Source organism: Stappia sp., assembly GCF_048261845.1.
GTDB lineage: Bacteria > Pseudomonadota > Alphaproteobacteria > Rhizobiales > Stappiaceae > Stappia.
In genome coordinates this window covers 1-16,095 of sequence record NZ_JBLXFR010000072.1, presented here as the reverse complement: position 1 = coordinate 16,095, position 16,095 = coordinate 1, and the positions used below count along the sequence as shown (strand labels likewise).

The 16,095-nt window shown below is 67.4% G+C and carries 12 protein-coding genes and 1 pseudogene; 5 read left to right on the top strand and 8 right to left on the bottom strand.

Going from position 1 to position 16,095, the window contains the following annotated elements; all coding sequences use genetic code 11:
• Together ACN0T5_RS19150 and ACN0T5_RS19145 are read right to left on the bottom strand one after the other, a co-directional pair.
• A pseudogene (locus ACN0T5_RS19150) lies at positions 1-262 on the bottom strand (SAM-dependent methyltransferase); the annotation flags it as partial.
• A complete protein-coding gene (locus tag ACN0T5_RS19145) occupies positions 259-513 on the bottom strand; it encodes a DUF2007 domain-containing protein (protein ID WP_417770216.1) in 255 nt (84 codons plus the stop codon). The gene ACN0T5_RS19145 and the pseudogene ACN0T5_RS19150, both read right to left, overlap by 4 nt.
• Before the next feature lie 193 nt (positions 514-706).
• Here ACN0T5_RS19145 and ACN0T5_RS19140 point away from each other — a divergent pair, with 193 nt between their 5' ends.
• Complete coding sequence (locus ACN0T5_RS19140; protein ID WP_417770215.1) at positions 707-1,723, top strand: polyprenyl synthetase family protein; 1,017 nt, start codon at positions 707-709, stop codon at positions 1,721-1,723.
• A gap of 112 nt (positions 1,724-1,835) precedes the next feature.
• Here the strand turns inward: ACN0T5_RS19140 and purU are convergent, their stop codons facing one another.
• From purU to ACN0T5_RS19125, 3 genes are all read right to left on the bottom strand, one after another.
• A complete protein-coding gene (gene purU / locus ACN0T5_RS19135; protein ID WP_417770214.1) occupies positions 1,836-2,720 on the bottom strand; it encodes a formyltetrahydrofolate deformylase in 885 nt (294 codons plus the stop codon).
• Between the two features lie 140 nt (positions 2,721-2,860).
• On the bottom strand, positions 2,861-3,826 hold the full coding sequence (locus ACN0T5_RS19130) for a 4-(cytidine 5'-diphospho)-2-C-methyl-D-erythritol kinase (RefSeq protein WP_417770213.1): 966 nt from the start codon (positions 3,824-3,826) through the stop codon (positions 2,861-2,863).
• 10 nt (positions 3,827-3,836) lie between these two features.
• On the bottom strand, positions 3,837-5,612 hold the full coding sequence (locus ACN0T5_RS19125; RefSeq protein WP_417770212.1) for a tetratricopeptide repeat protein: 1,776 nt from the start codon (positions 5,610-5,612) through the stop codon (positions 3,837-3,839).
• Between the two features lie 365 nt (positions 5,613-5,977).
• Between ACN0T5_RS19125 and ppdK the strand changes: the two genes are divergently transcribed.
• Complete coding sequence (gene ppdK, locus ACN0T5_RS19120; protein WP_417770211.1) at positions 5,978-8,650, top strand: pyruvate, phosphate dikinase; 2,673 nt, start codon at positions 5,978-5,980, stop codon at positions 8,648-8,650.
• Between the two features lie 4 nt (positions 8,651-8,654).
• Positions 8,655-9,617 carry an ArgK/MeaB family GTPase gene (locus tag ACN0T5_RS19115; protein ID WP_417770210.1) on the top strand — a complete coding sequence of 321 codons (963 nt, stop codon included), beginning with the start codon at positions 8,655-8,657 and terminating at the stop codon, positions 9,615-9,617.
• A 7-nt stretch (positions 9,618-9,624) separates the two neighbouring features.
• Here ACN0T5_RS19115 and ACN0T5_RS19110 read toward each other — a convergent pair whose 3' ends face one another.
• Positions 9,625-11,889: an EAL domain-containing protein gene (locus tag ACN0T5_RS19110; RefSeq protein WP_417770209.1), complete on the bottom strand. Its 2,265-nt coding sequence runs from the start codon at positions 11,887-11,889 to the stop codon at positions 9,625-9,627.
• Positions 11,890-12,210: 321 nt separating this feature from the next.
• Here ACN0T5_RS19110 and ACN0T5_RS19105 point away from each other — a divergent pair, with 321 nt between their 5' ends.
• Both ACN0T5_RS19105 and ACN0T5_RS19100 read left to right on the top strand, forming a co-directional pair.
• A complete protein-coding gene (locus ACN0T5_RS19105) occupies positions 12,211-13,623 on the top strand; it encodes a bifunctional enoyl-CoA hydratase/phosphate acetyltransferase (protein WP_417770208.1) in 1,413 nt (470 codons plus the stop codon).
• Positions 13,620-14,831 carry an acetate/propionate family kinase gene (locus ACN0T5_RS19100; RefSeq protein WP_417770207.1) on the top strand — a complete coding sequence of 404 codons (1,212 nt, stop codon included), beginning with the start codon at positions 13,620-13,622 and terminating at the stop codon, positions 14,829-14,831. The genes ACN0T5_RS19105 and ACN0T5_RS19100 overlap by 4 nt, the downstream gene beginning before the upstream one ends.
• Before the next feature lie 57 nt (positions 14,832-14,888).
• On the opposite strand, the gene ACN0T5_RS19095 is transcribed toward ACN0T5_RS19100, so the two are convergent.
• Both ACN0T5_RS19095 and radC read right to left on the bottom strand, forming a co-directional pair.
• Complete coding sequence (locus ACN0T5_RS19095; protein WP_417770206.1) at positions 14,889-15,287, bottom strand: hypothetical protein; 399 nt, start codon at positions 15,285-15,287, stop codon at positions 14,889-14,891.
• A gap of 156 nt (positions 15,288-15,443) precedes the next feature.
• A partial coding sequence (gene radC / locus ACN0T5_RS19090; protein ID WP_417770205.1) for a RadC family protein occupies positions 15,444-16,095 on the bottom strand: 652 nt, incomplete at its 5' end.

Here is a 16,095-nt window from a genome sequence, read left to right as displayed (position 1 = left end):
CGCGGTCGACCAGCGTCACGCGCACATCCGCCAGCCGGGCGGCGAGGCAGAAGCCTGCCGTGCCGACGCCGGAGCCGAGATCGACCACATGGCCTTTCGTCCCGGCCGGGACGGCAGCCGCGAGGTAAACCGCGTCGAGGCCGGCGCGGTGCCGCCCGCGCGCGGGCTGGAGAAGCTGCACGAGGCCGCCGAGAAAGGCGTCCTTCGTGATGTCTTCGGTTGTCGCTGCCGGTCGGTCGGCCTGTTCGTTGCCGCCGGTCATGCGCCGGCGGCCCGCCCGTCCTTCAGGGCGGAGGGGTCGAGTTCGTGCTCGAGTCCGGCCGCGACCAAAAGGCGCACAGCCGCGCTCCGGTCTTCCTCCACCACCATCACGCGGCGTGCGATGGCTCCGATCGAGCCCTCCATCACGCTCATGTTGCCGTCGAGGACCAGGTGTCCGATCCCGGCGTCGCCGAGCAGCGCCTCGACAAAGGAAATCAGCACCATGTCGTTGGTGCGTAGCAGAGGAACCATGTACTCGATTTCCCGTCCGTGTTCGCGGTACCGCACCATACAAGACGAAAGCGGGTTTTGCGACATGGCGATGGCACCGGCGGATGTGTCGGGTCCGATGTCTTCAACAGTGCGTAGAGCGAAAGACGGCTTGCCGTGAGCAGGGGCGAGACCTATTGTCCCGGCGACACGTATCTGGAAAAGGTTGTTCAACGTGGGTGTGGTGGTTCCCTTGCGCGAAACCCGGTCCGAACCGGCGAGCATTCAGCATCTGGTCGACCTCACAGCCGGCGGCATGGAGGCTGTGAACCAGCTGATCCTGTCCAAGGCCGGATCCAACGTCGAACTCATTCCCGAGATCGCCCGGCACCTGATTTCCTCCGGCGGCAAGCGGCTCAGGCCGATGCTGACGCTGGCGATGGCGGACCTGTTCGGCTATCGCGGCGAGGGCCATGTCGGGCTCGCGGCCAGCGTCGAATTCATGCACACCGCGACACTCCTGCATGACGATGTCGTCGACGAGAGCGACATGCGCCGGGGCAAGCTCGCCGCGCGCAAGCTTTGGGGCAACCAGGCGAGCGTGCTTGTCGGCGACTACCTGCTCGGCCAGGCCTTCAAGATGATGGTCGATGTCGGCTCGCTCGAGGCCTTGCGGATACTGTCGAGCGCCTCGGCGGTGATCGCCGAGGGCGAGGTCATGCAGCTCGGGGCGGCGCAGGATCTGGGTACCAGCGAAGAGCGCTACATGCAGGTGATCGAGGCAAAGACGGCGGCGCTGTTTGCCGCCGCCGCCGAGGTCGGGCCGGTGATCGCCGAGGCGGGCGAGGCGGACAGGGCCGCCGCGCGCGGCTACGGAATGGCGCTGGGGCTCGCCTTCCAGCTGGTGGACGACGCGCTCGACTATGGCGGCTCGGCCGCGGATCTCGGCAAGGACACGGGCGATGACCTGCGCGAGGGCAAGATCACCCTGCCGGTCATTCTCGCCATTGCCCGCGGGCGCGAGGAAAACCGTGCCTTCTGGCAGCGTTGTCTCGAGGCGCGCGACGTCCGTGACGGCGACCTGGAAACCGCGATCGCGATCATGCACGAGACCGACGCGCTGGCCGATACGGTCGTGCGGGCGCGCTCTTTCGGCGAGGACGCGCTCACCGCGCTGGAACAGCTTCCGGCTGGTTCGCAGCGCGATGCGATGGCCGAAGCGGTCGAGTTCTGCATCGCGCGAGTCAAATAACGACAATTTTCGGCGCGATTTTTCGAAAAATTGCGCGAAACTTTATCGGGATTGCAGGCAAGAGGCCGCCCACACCGGGGCGGCCTTTTTCGTGGTGCGGCCGGGCCGTCATTCAGCCCATGCGCTCGGAGGCGTAGCTGCCCGGGCTCGCCGGGAAGACGACGGTCTTGTTGCCGTTTAGGAAGACGCGGCGATGGATATGCGCGTGAATGGCGCGGGCCAGCACCTGGCTCTCCACATCGCGGCCGAGCGAGACATAGTCGTCCGGCGATTGCGCATGGGTCACCCGCACGGTGTCCTGCTCGATGATCGGTCCCTCGTCGAGGTCGCTGGTGACGTAGTGCGAGGTCGCGCCGATCAGTTTCACGCCGCGCGCGAAGGCCTGCTTGTAGGGATTGGCGCCCTTGAAGCTCGGCAGGAACGAGTGGTGGATGTTGATGATGCGGCCGGCCATCTCCTCGCACATGCGCGTCGACAGCACCTGCATGTAGCGCGCCAGCACCACGAGTTCCGCGCCTGTCTCCTCGACGATTGCCATCTGGCGGGCCTCGGCCTCCGCCTTGTTGGCCTTCGTCACCTTGATGTAGTGGAACGGGATGTCGTGGTTGACCACCAGCTTCTGGTAGTCGAGGTGGTTGGAGATCACCCCGACAATGTCGATCGGCAGCGCGCCGATGCGCCAGCGATAGAGCAGGTCGTTGAGGCAATGGCCGAAGCGCGACACCATGATCAGGACTTTCATGCGCGCCTTCTCGTCATGGAACGCGAAGTCCATGCCGAGCGGTTCCGCGCGCGCGCCAAAACCGTCCGAGAGCTGTTCCAGCGTCGTGCCGGTCTCGCTGTTGAAACTGACGCGCATGAAGAAATTGCCGGTCTCGCGATCGTCGAACTGGGCGCTGTCGGTGATGTTGCAACCGTTCTCGGCCAGATAGGTCGAGATGGCTGCGACGATGCCGCGTGTCGAACGGCATGTGACGGTAAGGGCAAAGGCGCTCATGGAAACTTCCTGCTGGGCGAGGGCTTCGTTGCGGTGCCGGGTCGCGGACGAACCAATAGCCGGTCGTAACCAGTCTTGTCAGCATCGCCTCGCCCCGCCATTGCGAAAAGCGGCGCGCAGCGGCTGATTTGCGACGAGGATCAGTCGCCGGAAGGCGCGATGCTCCCGACCGGTGCGGCGATAACCCACCAGTGCGGGTGCCGCGCGCCGATCTCGTCCGCCAGCGCATGTGCCGCCGCGAGTGTCTCCAGGAGCGCGAAGCAGGTGGCACCCGATCCGGACATGCGGGCCAGCCGAACGCCGTCCTGCCGCCGGAGGAGGGCGAGCACATCGCCGATTTCAGGTGCGAGCGAGATCGCGGCGTCCTGAAGATCGTTGCGCGTCTCGCCAAGCCAGCCAACGAGATGATCGAAATCTGCAAAGCCAGTGTAGCCGGTCGGCGGCAAGGGAGGATTGTCGCGGCGGTCGAGGCGGGAGAAGACCGCCGGCGTCGGTACGGCGATGCCCGGATTGACGAGGAGGATGGCATGGGCGGGAAAACGCGCCAGCGGAGCGATTCTCTCTCCGATGCCGGTGACGAGCGCCGGGCGCGAGGCAAGGCACATGGGGATGTCGGCGCCCAGCTGCAGAGCCAGAGCCGCCAGCATGTCGAGATCCGGCGCGTCCGGCACCCGTCCGGTTCGCAGCTCGAAACCGAGCAGGAGGGCCGCGGCCGCATCGGCCGAACCGCCGCCGATGCCGGAGGCGACCGGGAGATCCTTTTCCAGGTGGAGCCGGTATCCCGCGGCCGGCGCGCCGAGGCGGGCATCGAGGGCGCGCAGCGCGCGCAGGGCGAGATTGTCCTCCCCGCCGGCATTGCTGCCAAGATCGGCGGCAAAGCGGCCGGCGGCGGTCAGGCCGGGGCCTGCAGCCGCATCACTGCCGGGCCGTGTCCCCGGCGTGAGGGTCAGCCGGTCGCCAAGCTCGGGGAAGGCGACAAGGCTTTCCAGGAGGTGGTAGCCATCCGCGCGCCGCCCCGTCACATGCAGGGCATAGTTCACCTTGGCCCGGGCCAGCCTGGCGGTTTCAACCCGTGCGTGGACGTTCTCCGCGCCGCTGGCGGTCATGGCCTGCGCGTCAGCCGCCGTTCTTCTTCGGCTCGGCATTGGCGGCAGGCGTTGCCGGCGCGTCGGTCAGGCCGTTCTGGATCTTGTCGAGGATCTTCGGCAATTCATCGGGCTCGGGTTCCAGGTCGCGGGCGTGATTCCACTGGAAGCGGGCCTCCAGCCGGCGACCCACCTTCCAGTAGGCATCGCCCAGGTGGTCGTTGATCACCGGATCCTGCGGACGCAGCTCGACCGCGCGTTCCAGCTCCGTGACCGCCTCCTCGAAGCGGCCGAGACGGTAATAGGCCCAGCCGAGACTGTCGACGATGTAGCCGTCCTTCGGCCGCAACTCGACGGCCTTGCGGATCATGTCGAGTGCCTCGGCGAGTTTCAGCCCCTGGTCGACGAGGGAGTAGCCGAGATAGTTGAGCACCAGCGGCTGTTCCGGAGACAGGGCCAGAGACTGCCGGAAATCGGCTTCTCCCTGGCCCCACTTCTTCAGTCGCTCGCGGCAGATGCCGCGGTAGTAGAAGAGCGTCCAGTGCTGGGCCTCGGGCGTCTCGATCGTGTCGATGCCCTTGGTGTAGGCCTCCTCGGCCTCGGCGAAGAGCTTGTGCGAGCGCAGCACGTTGCCGAGCGCCGTCACGGCATCGAGGTCGGAGGGGTCGCTCTCGACCAGGGCTTCCAGGTGCGCCCGTGATTCCTCAAGGTTCTCAAGGGCGTTGTAATTGAGCCCGACCTGGATCTCGGCGTTGCGCTTCAGCGGCGACGTTTCCGGCACGCCTTGCAGCACGGTGATCGAGCGCTCGTACTTGCCGAGCCGGTCGAACAGGCCGGCCAGTGCGACGGCCGCGACGTCGGCCCCGTTGTCGAGATGCAGGGAAAGCTGCAGGAAGACGGCGGCCAGTTCCTCGCCGCCATCGCGGCCGATCGCGGCGCCCAGGCCATACAGGACCTCCGCCGCACCCACTTGCGGGGTCTCGGCGATTCGCCCGATCGGTTCGGCGGTCTCGATCCGCTTGCGCGTGGCGACGATCACCGGGTGGTCGGGCAGGATGCGGTTGTAGTCGTCAAGAACCTTGAGGGCGGCATCCTTGTCGCCATTGGCGGCCAGCGAGCGGGCATAGGCATCGACGACGCGCAGGGCACCCCGGTCGGCCGTATAGGCCTCGCGGAAGTTCTCCAGCGCGTCCTTGCGCTGTCCGGCGTGATCCTGGATCAGCCCGGCGTGGTAGGTGACGAAGACGGTGTACCAGCTCGGCCCCTTGAGCCGCGAGACCGTCTCCAGCGCCTTGTCCGTTTCGCCCTTGCCGGCAAGCGCCCAGGCGGTAACGAGGCCGGAGGCGAGTTCGGCGAGCGGACCCCGGCCGCCATTGGCGAGCTTGTCGCCGGCGGCGGCAAAGCGGCCGGCGCGCAGGTCCTCGACGGCGAGCATCAGCCCGGCGACGAAATGATCGGACTGCTCGGTCTTCAGCCGTTCGGCAAGCTCCAGCGCATCGGCGAGGTCGCCATTGGCGAGCTTGAGCACGAAGGTGCGGTCAAGCAGGAAGGGGTTGCCCGGATCGACGACCAGGGCTTCGCCGAAAAAGGAGGCGGCATTGCCGAGGTCGTTGGTCTGGCCGGCGAGCCTGCCGGCCAGGTAGCTGCCGCTCAGGGTCAGAGGCAAGCCTTCCGCCGTCCCGGTTGTCTGCGGTTCGGCGTCCGCGCGAAGCGGTGCCATCGCGGCGGTGGCGAGCATCGAGCACAAGGCGACGCCGGCGAGCAGGGCCGTGCGGCGGAACGAATGGGCGAAACGGCTGTTCTTCATACGATTGGTCTTGCTGCCCCTGGTGCGACACGGGTCAATACGAGTCAGGATGCCCCGATTTTCCCTGTCAGGATGGCCTTATTGTGTCTGCGTCGCAAGCAGGCTGCGGCGACCGCCGGTGCCCGGCATCCGGCCGGCACGGTTCAGCGGTGCAACGGCCTGTCGCCGCGTCGAAATATGGTGCGCGGACCGGCCACGACAACGAGATGCAGGGCAAGGCGCGCAAAAAACCTTTGTTTCGTGCACTGCATCATTTAAGTGGGGTGGCATCCGGGGAGGGAGCAATCCTGCACGGAACGGAATGATCCGTGCGGCCGGCGGTCTTGCCGGCGACAGGCCTGCTCCGAAGAGGGGATATGCGCGGTATGACGAAATGGGTGTTCGGTTTCGGTGACGGTAACGCCGAAGGCACCGCCTCCATGAGGAACCTTTTGGGCGGCAAGGGAGCCAATCTGGCCGAGATGAGCAATCTCGGCCTGCCGGTGCCGCCGGGCTTCACCATCACGACCGAGGTCTGCACCTACTTCGACACGCATGACAAGACCTATCCGGACGGTCTGCGCGAGGAAGTCGACGCGGCGCTCGTGGAGATCGGCCGGATCACCGGACGGCGTTTCGGCGATGCCGGCAATCCGCTCCTGGTCTCGGTGCGCTCCGGCGCGCGCGTCTCGATGCCGGGCATGATGGACACGGTTCTCAACCTCGGCCTCAACGACGAGACGGTGCCGGCACTGGCGGAGGCGGCGGGAGACCCGCGTTTCGCCTATGACAGCTACCGCCGCTTCATCCAGATGTATTCCGACGTGGTGATGGGCCTCGACCACCATGCCTTCGAGGAGATCCTCGAGGACTACAAGAACGAGACCGGCCACGAGCTCGACACCGACCTGAGCGCCGATGACTGGCAGATCGTGATCGCCAGCTACAAGGCGCTGGTCGAGGAGGAACTGGGCACACCGTTCCCGCAGGATCCGCACGAGCAGCTCTGGGGCGCGATCAGCGCCGTCTTCCACTCTTGGGACAGTGCGCGCGCCATCACCTACCGGCGCCTGCACGACATTCCCAACGACTGGGGCACGGCGGTCAATGTCCAGGCCATGGTGTTTGGCAACATGGGTCAGGATTCGGCCACGGGCGTCGCGTTCACGCGCAATCCCTCGACCGGAGAGAAAGCGCTTTACGGCGAGTTCCTGGTCAACGCGCAGGGCGAGGATGTCGTCGCCGGCATCCGCACCCCCCAGGACCTCACCGAGGCCGCCCGCGTGGCGGCGGGCTCCGACGCCCCGTCGCTGGAACGCGTGATGCCGGCGGCCTTCGCCGAGTTCGTGGAGATCTGCGACCGTCTCGAGGCGCATTACCGGGACATGCAGGACCTGGAGTTCACGATCGAGCGCGGCAAGCTGTGGATGCTGCAGACGCGCTCCGGCAAGCGCACCGCAAAGGCGGCGCTGAAGATCGCCGCCGAAATGGCGGATGAGGGCCTGATCACCACCGAGGAAGCGGTGATGCGGGTCGATCCGGCCGCTCTCGACCAGCTCCTGCACCCGATGATCGACCCGGCCGCCACGCGCGACATCGTCGCCACCGGATTGCCGGCCTCGCCTGGTGCGGCATCCGGCGAGATCGTCTTTTCCTCCGACGATGCGGAAGAGGCGAAGGCGGCCGGACGCAAGGTGATCCTGGTGCGCGTCGAGACGAGCCCGGAAGACATTCACGGCATGCATGCCGCGGAAGGCATCCTGACGACGCGCGGCGGCATGACCAGCCATGCGGCGGTGGTGGCGCGCGGCATGGGCAAGCCCTGCGTGTCGGGCGCCGGCACGCTGCGCATCGATTATCGCTCCGGCACGCTCACCGTCGCCGGACGCAAGCTCGCCAAGGGTGACCGGATCACCATCGACGGCACCACCGGGCAGGTGCTGGTCGGCGAGGTGGCGATGCTGCAGCCGGAAATGTCGGGCGAGTTCTCCCGCCTGATGGAATGGGCGGACGCGCACCGGCGCATGGCGGTGCGCACCAATGCCGAGACACCGGCGGATGCGCGCGCGGCACGCGGCTTCGGTGCCGAAGGCATCGGACTGTGCCGCACCGAGCACATGTTCTTCGAGGGCGAGCGCATCGTCGCGGTGCGCGAGATGATCCTGTCGGAGAGCGAGCAGGGGCGGCGCGCGGCGCTGGACAAGCTGCTGCCGATGCAGCGCGGCGATTTCACCGAGCTGTTCGAGATCATGCAAGGGCTGCCGGTGACGATCCGCCTGCTCGATCCGCCGCTGCACGAGTTCCTGCCGCACAGCGAGGAGGAGATCGCCGAGGTCGCCGCCGTGATGGGCGTCGACAGCGAGGTGCTGCGGCAGCGGGCGCTCGACCTCAACGAGTTCAACCCGATGCTGGGGCATCGCGGCTGCCGGCTGCTGGTCACCTATCCCGAGATCGCGGAAATGCAGGCGCGCGCCATCTTCGAGGGCGCGGTTGCCGCCGGCAAGACGACGGGCGCGCCGGTGACGCCGGAAATCATGGTGCCGCTGGTCGGTGTCAAGGCCGAGCTCGACCTGGTGCGGGCGCGCATCGACGCGATGGCGAAGGCGGTGTCGCAGGAGACGGGCGTTGCCATCGACTATCAGGTCGGCACGATGATCGAGTTGCCGCGCGCCTGCCTGCGCGCCGGCGAGATCGCCGAGGCGGCCGAGTTCTTCTCCTTCGGCACCAACGACCTGACGCAGACGACCTTCGGCATCTCGCGCGACGACGCGGCCTCCTTCCTGGGGACCTACCAGCGTCTCGGGCTGGTCGAGCGCGATCCGTTCGTCTCGCTCGACCAGGAGGGCGTCGGCGAACTGGTGCGGATCGGCGCGGAACGCGGACGTGCGGCGCGTCCCGGCCTCAAGCTCGGCATTTGCGGCGAGCATGGCGGCGATCCGGCCTCGATCGAGTTCTGCGAGAGCGTCGGCCTCGACTATGTGTCCTGTTCGCCTTTCCGCGTGCCGATCGCCCGGCTGGCGGCGGCACAGGCGGCGCTGAAGGCGAAGGCCGGGGCCTGATCCGATGGCGGAACGCCGGCCAGCCAGCGTCGGGGAGCTGCGGGCCGGCGGCAAGGCGGCGCTGGCCCGGACGCTGTCGGCGGTGGAGACGCAGGGCGACAATGCCGCGTTCGCCGCGTTTCTCGACGAGGCGGCGAGGGCGGGGCGGGCCCATGTGCTCGGCCTCACCGGTCCGCCGGGCGTCGGCAAGTCGACGCTGACCAACGCGCTCATCCGCAGCTACCGGGAGCGCGGCGAGAGCGTCGGCGTCATTGCCGTCGACCCCTCGTCGCAACTCACCGGCGGGGCGCTGCTCGGCGACCGCACGCGGCTTGCGACCGACCCGGAGGACGCGGGCATCTTCGTGCGCTCGATGGCGGCGCGCGACCGGCTCGGCGGGCTCTCCGACCATGCGGTCGCCGGCATCGTGCTGATGCGCGCCGTGATGGACCGGGTGATCGTCGAATCCGTCGGCATCGGCCAGTCGGAGGCGGATGTCGCCCATGCGGTCGACACGCTCGCCCTGTGCATCCAGCCGGGCTCGGGCGACAGTCTGCAATTCATGAAAGCCGGCGTGATGGAACTGCCGGACCTCGTCTTCGTCACCAAGGCGGACATGGGCGCGCTGGCGCGGCGCGCGCGGGCCGATGTGGAAGGGGCGTTGTCGCTCGCCCGGCCGGCAGGCGCGGGGCCGTTGCCGCAGGTGCTGTCGCTCTCGGCAAGCACGGGCGAGGGGATCGCGGAGGCGGTGGCGGCCTGCGACGCACATGGCGCGCGGATGGCTTTGGAGGGTGGCCGGGAGCGCCGCCGCGAGGCCCAGCAGCGGCACTGGGTGGCGGACACGGTGCGCCGCCGGTTCGGCAGCCACGGGCTGCGGCTTTGCGACGTGGATCAGGCGCTGGCCGGGGCCGGCGGCGCCTTTGCGGCGATTGCCGGCATCGACCGTGACCTGCGGGCGCGGTTCGGGAGGGGACCGGAGCCGAGGTGAACAGCGCTCACGCGCTGAGCGAGATCATCGCGGGGGCGGCCGTGTCCTCGTCGCCGGCAAGCCGTCTCTCGGCCTCCAGGATCCGCTCCGGCGGGATGGGGCGCGAAAGATAGAACCCCTGCAGCCGGTCGCAATTGGTGCGCAGCAGGATCGCCGCCTGCTGGCGCGTCTCGATGCCTTCGGCGACGACCTTCATGCCGAGCGCCTCGCCCAGGTCGATGATCGTCGAGAGAATCGCATGCGCGTGCGGGGCGATCTCCAGGTCGGCGATGAAGGAACGGTCGATCTTCAGCGTGTTGAAAGGGAAGCGCCGCAGGTAGCTGAGGCTGGAATAGCCGACGCCGAAATCGTCGAGCGCCACGCGCACGCCCATCTTCTGGACCTGCGTCAGCACCTTGAGAATGTCGGTGTCGTTGTCGGCGAACACGGATTCCGTCACCTCGATCTCCAGGCGCGTGGGCTCGAAGGCGCAGGCCTCCAGCGTGTCGCGCAGGTCCTCGATGAAGCGGGGATGGCGGAACTGGGTCGGCGAGACGTTGACGGCCAGCCCCAGATGCGGCCATGCGGCAGCGTCCTGGCAGGCGCGGCGCAGCACGTAGAGGCCGAGATCGTTGATCAGGCCGATCTCCTCGGCGATCGGCACGAAGACCGCCGGGCTGATCGCGCCCATGTCCGGGTCCGTCCAGCGCAGCAGCGCCTCGACCGACAGAACCTTGGTGCCGTCGATGGTGGTTTGCGGCTGGTAGACGACGGTGAGCTTCTCGCGGGCAATCGCCTCGCGCAGCGCATGGGCGAGGTTCTCGCGCGTGCGCACATGCTCCTCCATGCCGATGTCGAAGAAGGCCCACCGGCCGCGTCCGCTGGCCTTGGCAGAGTACAGGGCGATGTCGGCCTTGCGCAGCAATTCGCCCATGGACAGGCTGTCCTCGGGGGCCGTCGCGGCGCCGACGCTGAGGCTGACATGAAGGTGTTGGCCGCCGATATACATGGGCACGGCAAAGCGATCCTGCATGCGTTTCAGGACCTGCTCGATGCGTTCGCGGGTATCGCAACCGGGCAGCAGCAGGGCGAATTCGTCGCCGCTGATGCGCGCAAGCGTCGCCTCTTCCGGCACCAGCACGCGCAACCGGCGCGCCGCCTCGCGGATCACCTCGTCGCCAGCGGCGTGTCCCAACGTGTCGTTGATGTCCTTGAAGTGGTCGAGATCGATGTAGATGACACCGATCGACTCCTTGCCGACTTCCCAATCCGCCAGTTCCTCGCGAAACCTCGCGGCGAAGAAGTCGCGATTGGCGAGACCGGTGAGGCTGTCATGCAGTGCCGCATGCTGGGCCCGCGCCTCGCTCTCGGCGAGACGGCGGGTGTTCTGCCGCGTGTAGAAGAGGACGAGGCCGGTGAGGCCGGCAATGGTCGCGGCCAGGAAGAACAGCACGGGCCCGACGCCTGAAAGGATCGCAGAGCCCGGGTTCTCCGCCGCCCAGGCGAGATAGCCGAGCGGCGCGGCGCGCGGGCTCTTCAGGACCATATAGGCGCCGCCGGTCGCTTTGCGCGGGTCGGGGACGCTGCGCAATCCATTGATGCCGGAACGCTCGGCAAGGGCCGCAAGGCGGGGCGGGTTGAGCTTCTTCAGGCTGACCAGCACGGCGGGCGGGCGGCGGGCGGAGAGGAACTGTTTCATCTCCGGACCGATCGCCGTCACCGAAACCATCGCCGGCTCTCCCTCGAACACCGCGAAGCCGGTCTCGTAGAGAGAGCGGGTGAAGCCGGTCTTCGGCCTTTCGACATAGTAGAGGCCGGAAGGAAGACGGGAGAAGCTGGCGATGAAGCGGGCGCGAGCACGCGCGACCAGCGGCTTGACGGTTTCCAGCAGGTGTTCGGCCTGTTCGGGCGCCTTGAGGCGGCCGCGCACGGAATTGTAGATCGGCTCGCCGCCGACGCTGACGATGACCGTCTGGTCATGACCGTGGTTGGAATAGAGCCATTGCCCGACATTCGCGTTGAGCCAGTCGGTGCTGAGGGTTTCGGGCCGGGCATAGAAGAAGGCCTGGTCCCAGACCGCGACGCCCTCCTGTTCCTTGGCGAGAAGCTCCAGCTGGAGCCCTGTGCTGCCGCGCAGAAGGTTGCGCTCGCTGTTCAGCGCGGCAATATCGGCCGACCGCGACGTGTAGGCAATCAGGCCAACGGACAACGCGATTGCAAGCAGAACCAGCCCCACGACGGGGAACAGGATCGCGTTTGCCAAACGTGCGCCGGTGTCCGTTTTTGCTGCCATTGGAGCCTCTTCCTGTTGGAGCAAACCTTGCACAAACGGTTTAACAAAAGCCCTCGAATGTTAGTTAACCGGCGTTCAGGAACCTGTCAGCCGCGCCATGATTCGCAAAGAGCAAAGAAACACGGACGCGGCGGACAATCGTTCTTGTGCGGACACTTGCGGCTCATCGGTCGCGATGCGCGTCAAACCCTCGCGTTGCGGCAAGATTGCGGGCATGTCGGGGCGTGAAGGTCCGCAGATTGACGGATTGCGGGAGGGCGCGCGTGGTATACATCCTTGCGGGGAACAGGCACGCGTCCGCGCTATCCGGAGCCCTTCTTAATGGACAATCGACCGACCGAAACGAGGTCCGATTTCGTCGAGAGCCGGACCTTCGAAGAGATTGCTCCGGGAGACAGCGCGGTGCTGCGGCGCAGTGTGGTGCAGCAGGATATCGACCTGCTCGCCGTGCTGTCCGGGGAGGCGATGCCGGTCTCGCTGGCGGGAACATCATCGCCGGGCTCCGCACCCGGCCCCCTTGCCGCGAGCCTGGTGGCGGTGCTTCTGGCAACGGAACTGCCGGGGCCGGGAACGGTGAGCCTGAGCCAGTCGCTCACGTTTCACGGAACGGTCGCCGCTGGCGATGTCCTGGATCTCTCGCTGACCGTCACGGCGTGCGATCCGGGAACCCGCGAGCTGGAGCTTGCCTGCGACCTGAGCACGGAGACGGGCCGGAAGGTGGCATCCGGAACCTTGCGCGTGCGCCCGCCGGAAAAGAAGGTTCGCCGTCACCGGCTGGAGCTTCCCGATATTCGCATGAGCCGGCACGAACGCTTCCGCGCCCTGATCGCGGAAGCGGTGTGCGTGACGCCGCCGGTTGTCGCTGTTGCCCATCCGTGCAGCGCAGCCGCCATCGCCGCCGCGGTCGAAGCGGCCGAGGCCGGCATCGTGACGCCCATACTCGTGGGACCGCGGGCGAAGATCGCACTGGCCGCCGAAGAGGCCGGGGTGATGCTCGACCGGTTCCGGCTTGTCGATGCGCCGCACAGCGATGCGGCGGCGGCCGAAGCGGTGGCCCTCGTCAGGCGCGGCGAGGCATCGTTGCTGATGAAAGGGTCGTTGCATACGGACGAGTTGCTCAGGGCGGTGCTTGCCCGGGACGGCGGTCTTCGGACCGAGCGGCGCCTGTCGCATGTCTATCTGATGGACGTGCCGAGCTATCCGCGGCCGCTGCTGATCACCGACGCGGCCGTCAATATCGAGCCGGATCTGGCGATCAAACGCGACATCATCCGGAACGCCGTCGACCTTGCCCGTGCCATGGGCATAGACGAGCCCAAAGTGGCGATCCTGTCGGCGGTGGAGACGGTCAATCCGAAACTGCGCTCGACACTGGACGCGGCGGCGCTGTGCAAGATGGCGGATCGCGGCCAGATCACCGGCGCGCTGGTCGAGGGGCCGCTCGCCTTCGACAATGCAATCAACCCGCAGGCGGCGCGGGAAAAGGGAATCCGCTCGCCGGTGGCCGGGGTCGCCGACATCCTCGTGGTGCCGGATCTGGAGGCCGGCAACATTCTGGCCAAGCAACTCACGTTCCTTGCGGGCGCAGATGCGGCTGGCGTCGTCCTGGGCGCGCGGGTGCCGATCATCCTCACCAGTCGTGCGGATGCCGAGCGCACGCGTCTGGCCTCCTGCGCGGTGGCGGCGAAGCTGGCACGGCTGGCCGCGGCGGCATACGGCAAGGGGACGGTGTGAGCGACGCCATCCTGACCCTCAATGCCGGATCGTCGAGCATCAAGCTGGCGATCTTCGATCTTGCCCCGGATGGCCGGTTGTCAAGCTGGCGACGCGGGGACCTTCGCGAGACCGGCGACGTGCAGCGGTTCCGGCTGCGCGACGCGGACGGCGCGGGCATCGCCGACGAGACATGGAACGTGACCGGGTTCGAGGCTTCGCTCTCGCGACTGACGACCCGTATCGGGAACGAACTTGCCGGGCGCAGGCTCGCGGGCATCGGTCATCGGGTCGTGCATGGCGGGGCGGGACACCGGATGCCGGAGCGCGTGACGCCGGACCTTCTGGACATGCTCGAGGAGCTTGCGGAACTGGCGCCACTGCACGTGCCGCACAACCTGGCGCCGATCCGGGCCATCGCCCGGGACCAGCCGGACATTCCCCAGGTTGTGTGTTTCGATACGGCGTTTCACCGGACGATGATGCCGGTGGCGCGACGCTTCGCCCTGCCGCGTTCCTACGAGGCTCGCGGAATTCGCCGCTACGGGTTTCACGGTCTTTCCTACGAATATATCGCCAGGCAACTCGCCGCGCTCTCGCCGCGGATACATGCCGGGCGGGTGATCGTGGCGCATCTGGGCAGCGGCGCAAGCATGTGCGCGATGCGAGGCGGGACGAGCGTCGACACGACGATGGGCTTCACCGCACTCGACGGGCTGGTGATGGGAACGCGATGCGGGACGCTCGATCCCGGCGCGCTCCTGCATGTGATGCGCCAGGACGGGCTCGATGTCGATGCGATGGAACGGCTGCTCTATACCCGGTCGGGGCTGCTTGGCATGTCCGGGATATCCAATGACATGCAGGTTCTGCTGGAGAGCCGGGAGACGGCCGCGAGCGAGGCGATCGACGTTTTCGTCTACCGGATCGTACGGGAGGTGGGGGCGCTTGCCAGCGTGCTCGGCGGGCTCGACGCTCTGGTCTTTACAGCCGGGATCGGCGAGAACTCGCCGGAAATCCGCGAGAGAACCTGCGGACAGCTCGGCTGGCTCGGGCTGGACCTGGACGCGGCGGCGAACCGTCGCGGCGCGGCGGTGATCTCGACACCCGAAAGCCGGGTGGAAGTGCGGGTGATCGCCACCGACGAAGAGGCGATGATCGCGGAGCATGTCCGCGATCTTCCAATGCTGGCCGGAGACCCGGTCCAGCCCGCTGGCCCCAACCGCTAGCGCGGGCGCGGAAGGGGGCCGGCGCCACGGCGCCGGGCCGCCTGTCGCCGGTGTCCGTCAGGCGACGGTGAGGGTCGCCGCCTTCAGGTCGTCGGACAGTTGCTCGGCATCCTTGCGCACCTGTTCGGAGGTTTCCGAGGCCACCTCCTTGCTGAAGCTTGCCGCCTTCAGGGCTTCGCGCGAATAGTCGTCGAAGGCCTGACTGCAGAAGGCGCTGCAGGTGGAGACGAACTCGTCCAGTTCGCGCGCCTGCATCAGGGTGTCGACGAGGCGGACGTCCTGTTCGATCCGGTGGCGGAAGAAGTCGAGCATCCCGACCTGCCAGTCGAGCGTTGCACGCAGCGCTTCGGACTGCATGCGCTGCGCGATCAGAAACGGGTTCGCATAGGCTGTCTCGAACGGCGCCAGCGATGCGTTGATCGCGTCGGCGGGTGTCCTGTTTCGGGCTTTTGCCATTGGTCTGCCTCCCTTGCTTTCGGTCTCCGCCGGTGGCGGGGCGTGGAAAGGCGGCCTTTCCGACCGCAGGCGAAGTCTAGACGCTGCATGTGTCAGAACGTTGATCGAGATCAACCGGACGCTGCGGCAGCGTGTCGCTTCACGGTCCCGGCGGGCTCAGATGAGTTGCAGGCCCTTGAAGCTCACATGCCCGTCGCGGCCGACGATGATGTGGTCGTGCAGGACGATGCCGAGCGGCTTGGCGATCTCGGCGATCTGGTTCGTCATCTGGATGTCGGCGCGCGAGGGCGTCGGGTCGCCGGAGGGGTGGTTGTGAACCAGCACGATGGCGCTTGCCGACAGTTCCAGCGCCCGCTTCATCACCTCGCGCGGATAGACCGGCGTGTGGTCGACGGTGCCGCGCTGCTGAACCTCGTCGGCGATCAGGGCATTCTTCTTGTCGAGGAAGAGGATGCGGAATTCCTCCCGGTCGGAATAGGCCATCGCCGTGCGGACATAGTCGAGCACGGCCGACCAGGAGGAGAGGATCTTCCTGCCGGTGACCTGGCCGCGCAGGAAGCGCTCGGCGACCGCATGGGCAAGCTTGAGTTCGTCGACGACCCGGTCGCCGACGCCGCGCACCTCCTTCAGCCGCGCGGGCGGCGCCGCCAGCACCTCGGCGAAGGAGCCGAACCGGGCGATCAGCGCCTTGGCGATGGGCTTTGTGTCGGCCCGCCTGATCGGCGAGAAGAGCAGCAGCTCGAGCAGCTCATAGTCCTGCAGGGCGGCATGCCCGCCCTCGCGAAAGCGCTGGCGCAGGCGGTCGCGG

Bases quoted from the DNA above. Each gene is read 5' to 3' on its own strand.
- ACN0T5_RS19145 (WP_417770216.1), bottom strand. From the start codon at position 513: ATGGTTCCTCTGCTACGCACCAACGACATGGTGCTGATTTCCTTTGTC.
- purU (WP_417770214.1), bottom strand. From the start codon at position 2,720: ATGAGCGCCTTTGCCCTTACCGTCACATGCCGTTCGACACGCGGCATC.
- ACN0T5_RS19130 (WP_417770213.1), bottom strand. From the start codon at position 3,826: ATGACCGCCAGCGGCGCGGAGAACGTCCACGCACGGGTTGAAACCGCC.
- ACN0T5_RS19125 (WP_417770212.1), bottom strand. From the start codon at position 5,612: ATGAAGAACAGCCGTTTCGCCCATTCGTTCCGCCGCACGGCCCTGCTC.
- ppdK (WP_417770211.1), top strand. From the start codon at position 5,978: ATGACGAAATGGGTGTTCGGTTTCGGTGACGGTAACGCCGAAGGCACC.
- ACN0T5_RS19115 (WP_417770210.1), top strand. From the start codon at position 8,655: ATGGCGGAACGCCGGCCAGCCAGCGTCGGGGAGCTGCGGGCCGGCGGC.
- ACN0T5_RS19110 (WP_417770209.1), bottom strand. From the start codon at position 11,889: ATGGCAGCAAAAACGGACACCGGCGCACGTTTGGCAAACGCGATCCTG.
- ACN0T5_RS19105 (WP_417770208.1), top strand. From the start codon at position 12,211: ATGGACAATCGACCGACCGAAACGAGGTCCGATTTCGTCGAGAGCCGG.
- ACN0T5_RS19095 (WP_417770206.1), bottom strand. From the start codon at position 15,287: ATGGCAAAAGCCCGAAACAGGACACCCGCCGACGCGATCAACGCATCG.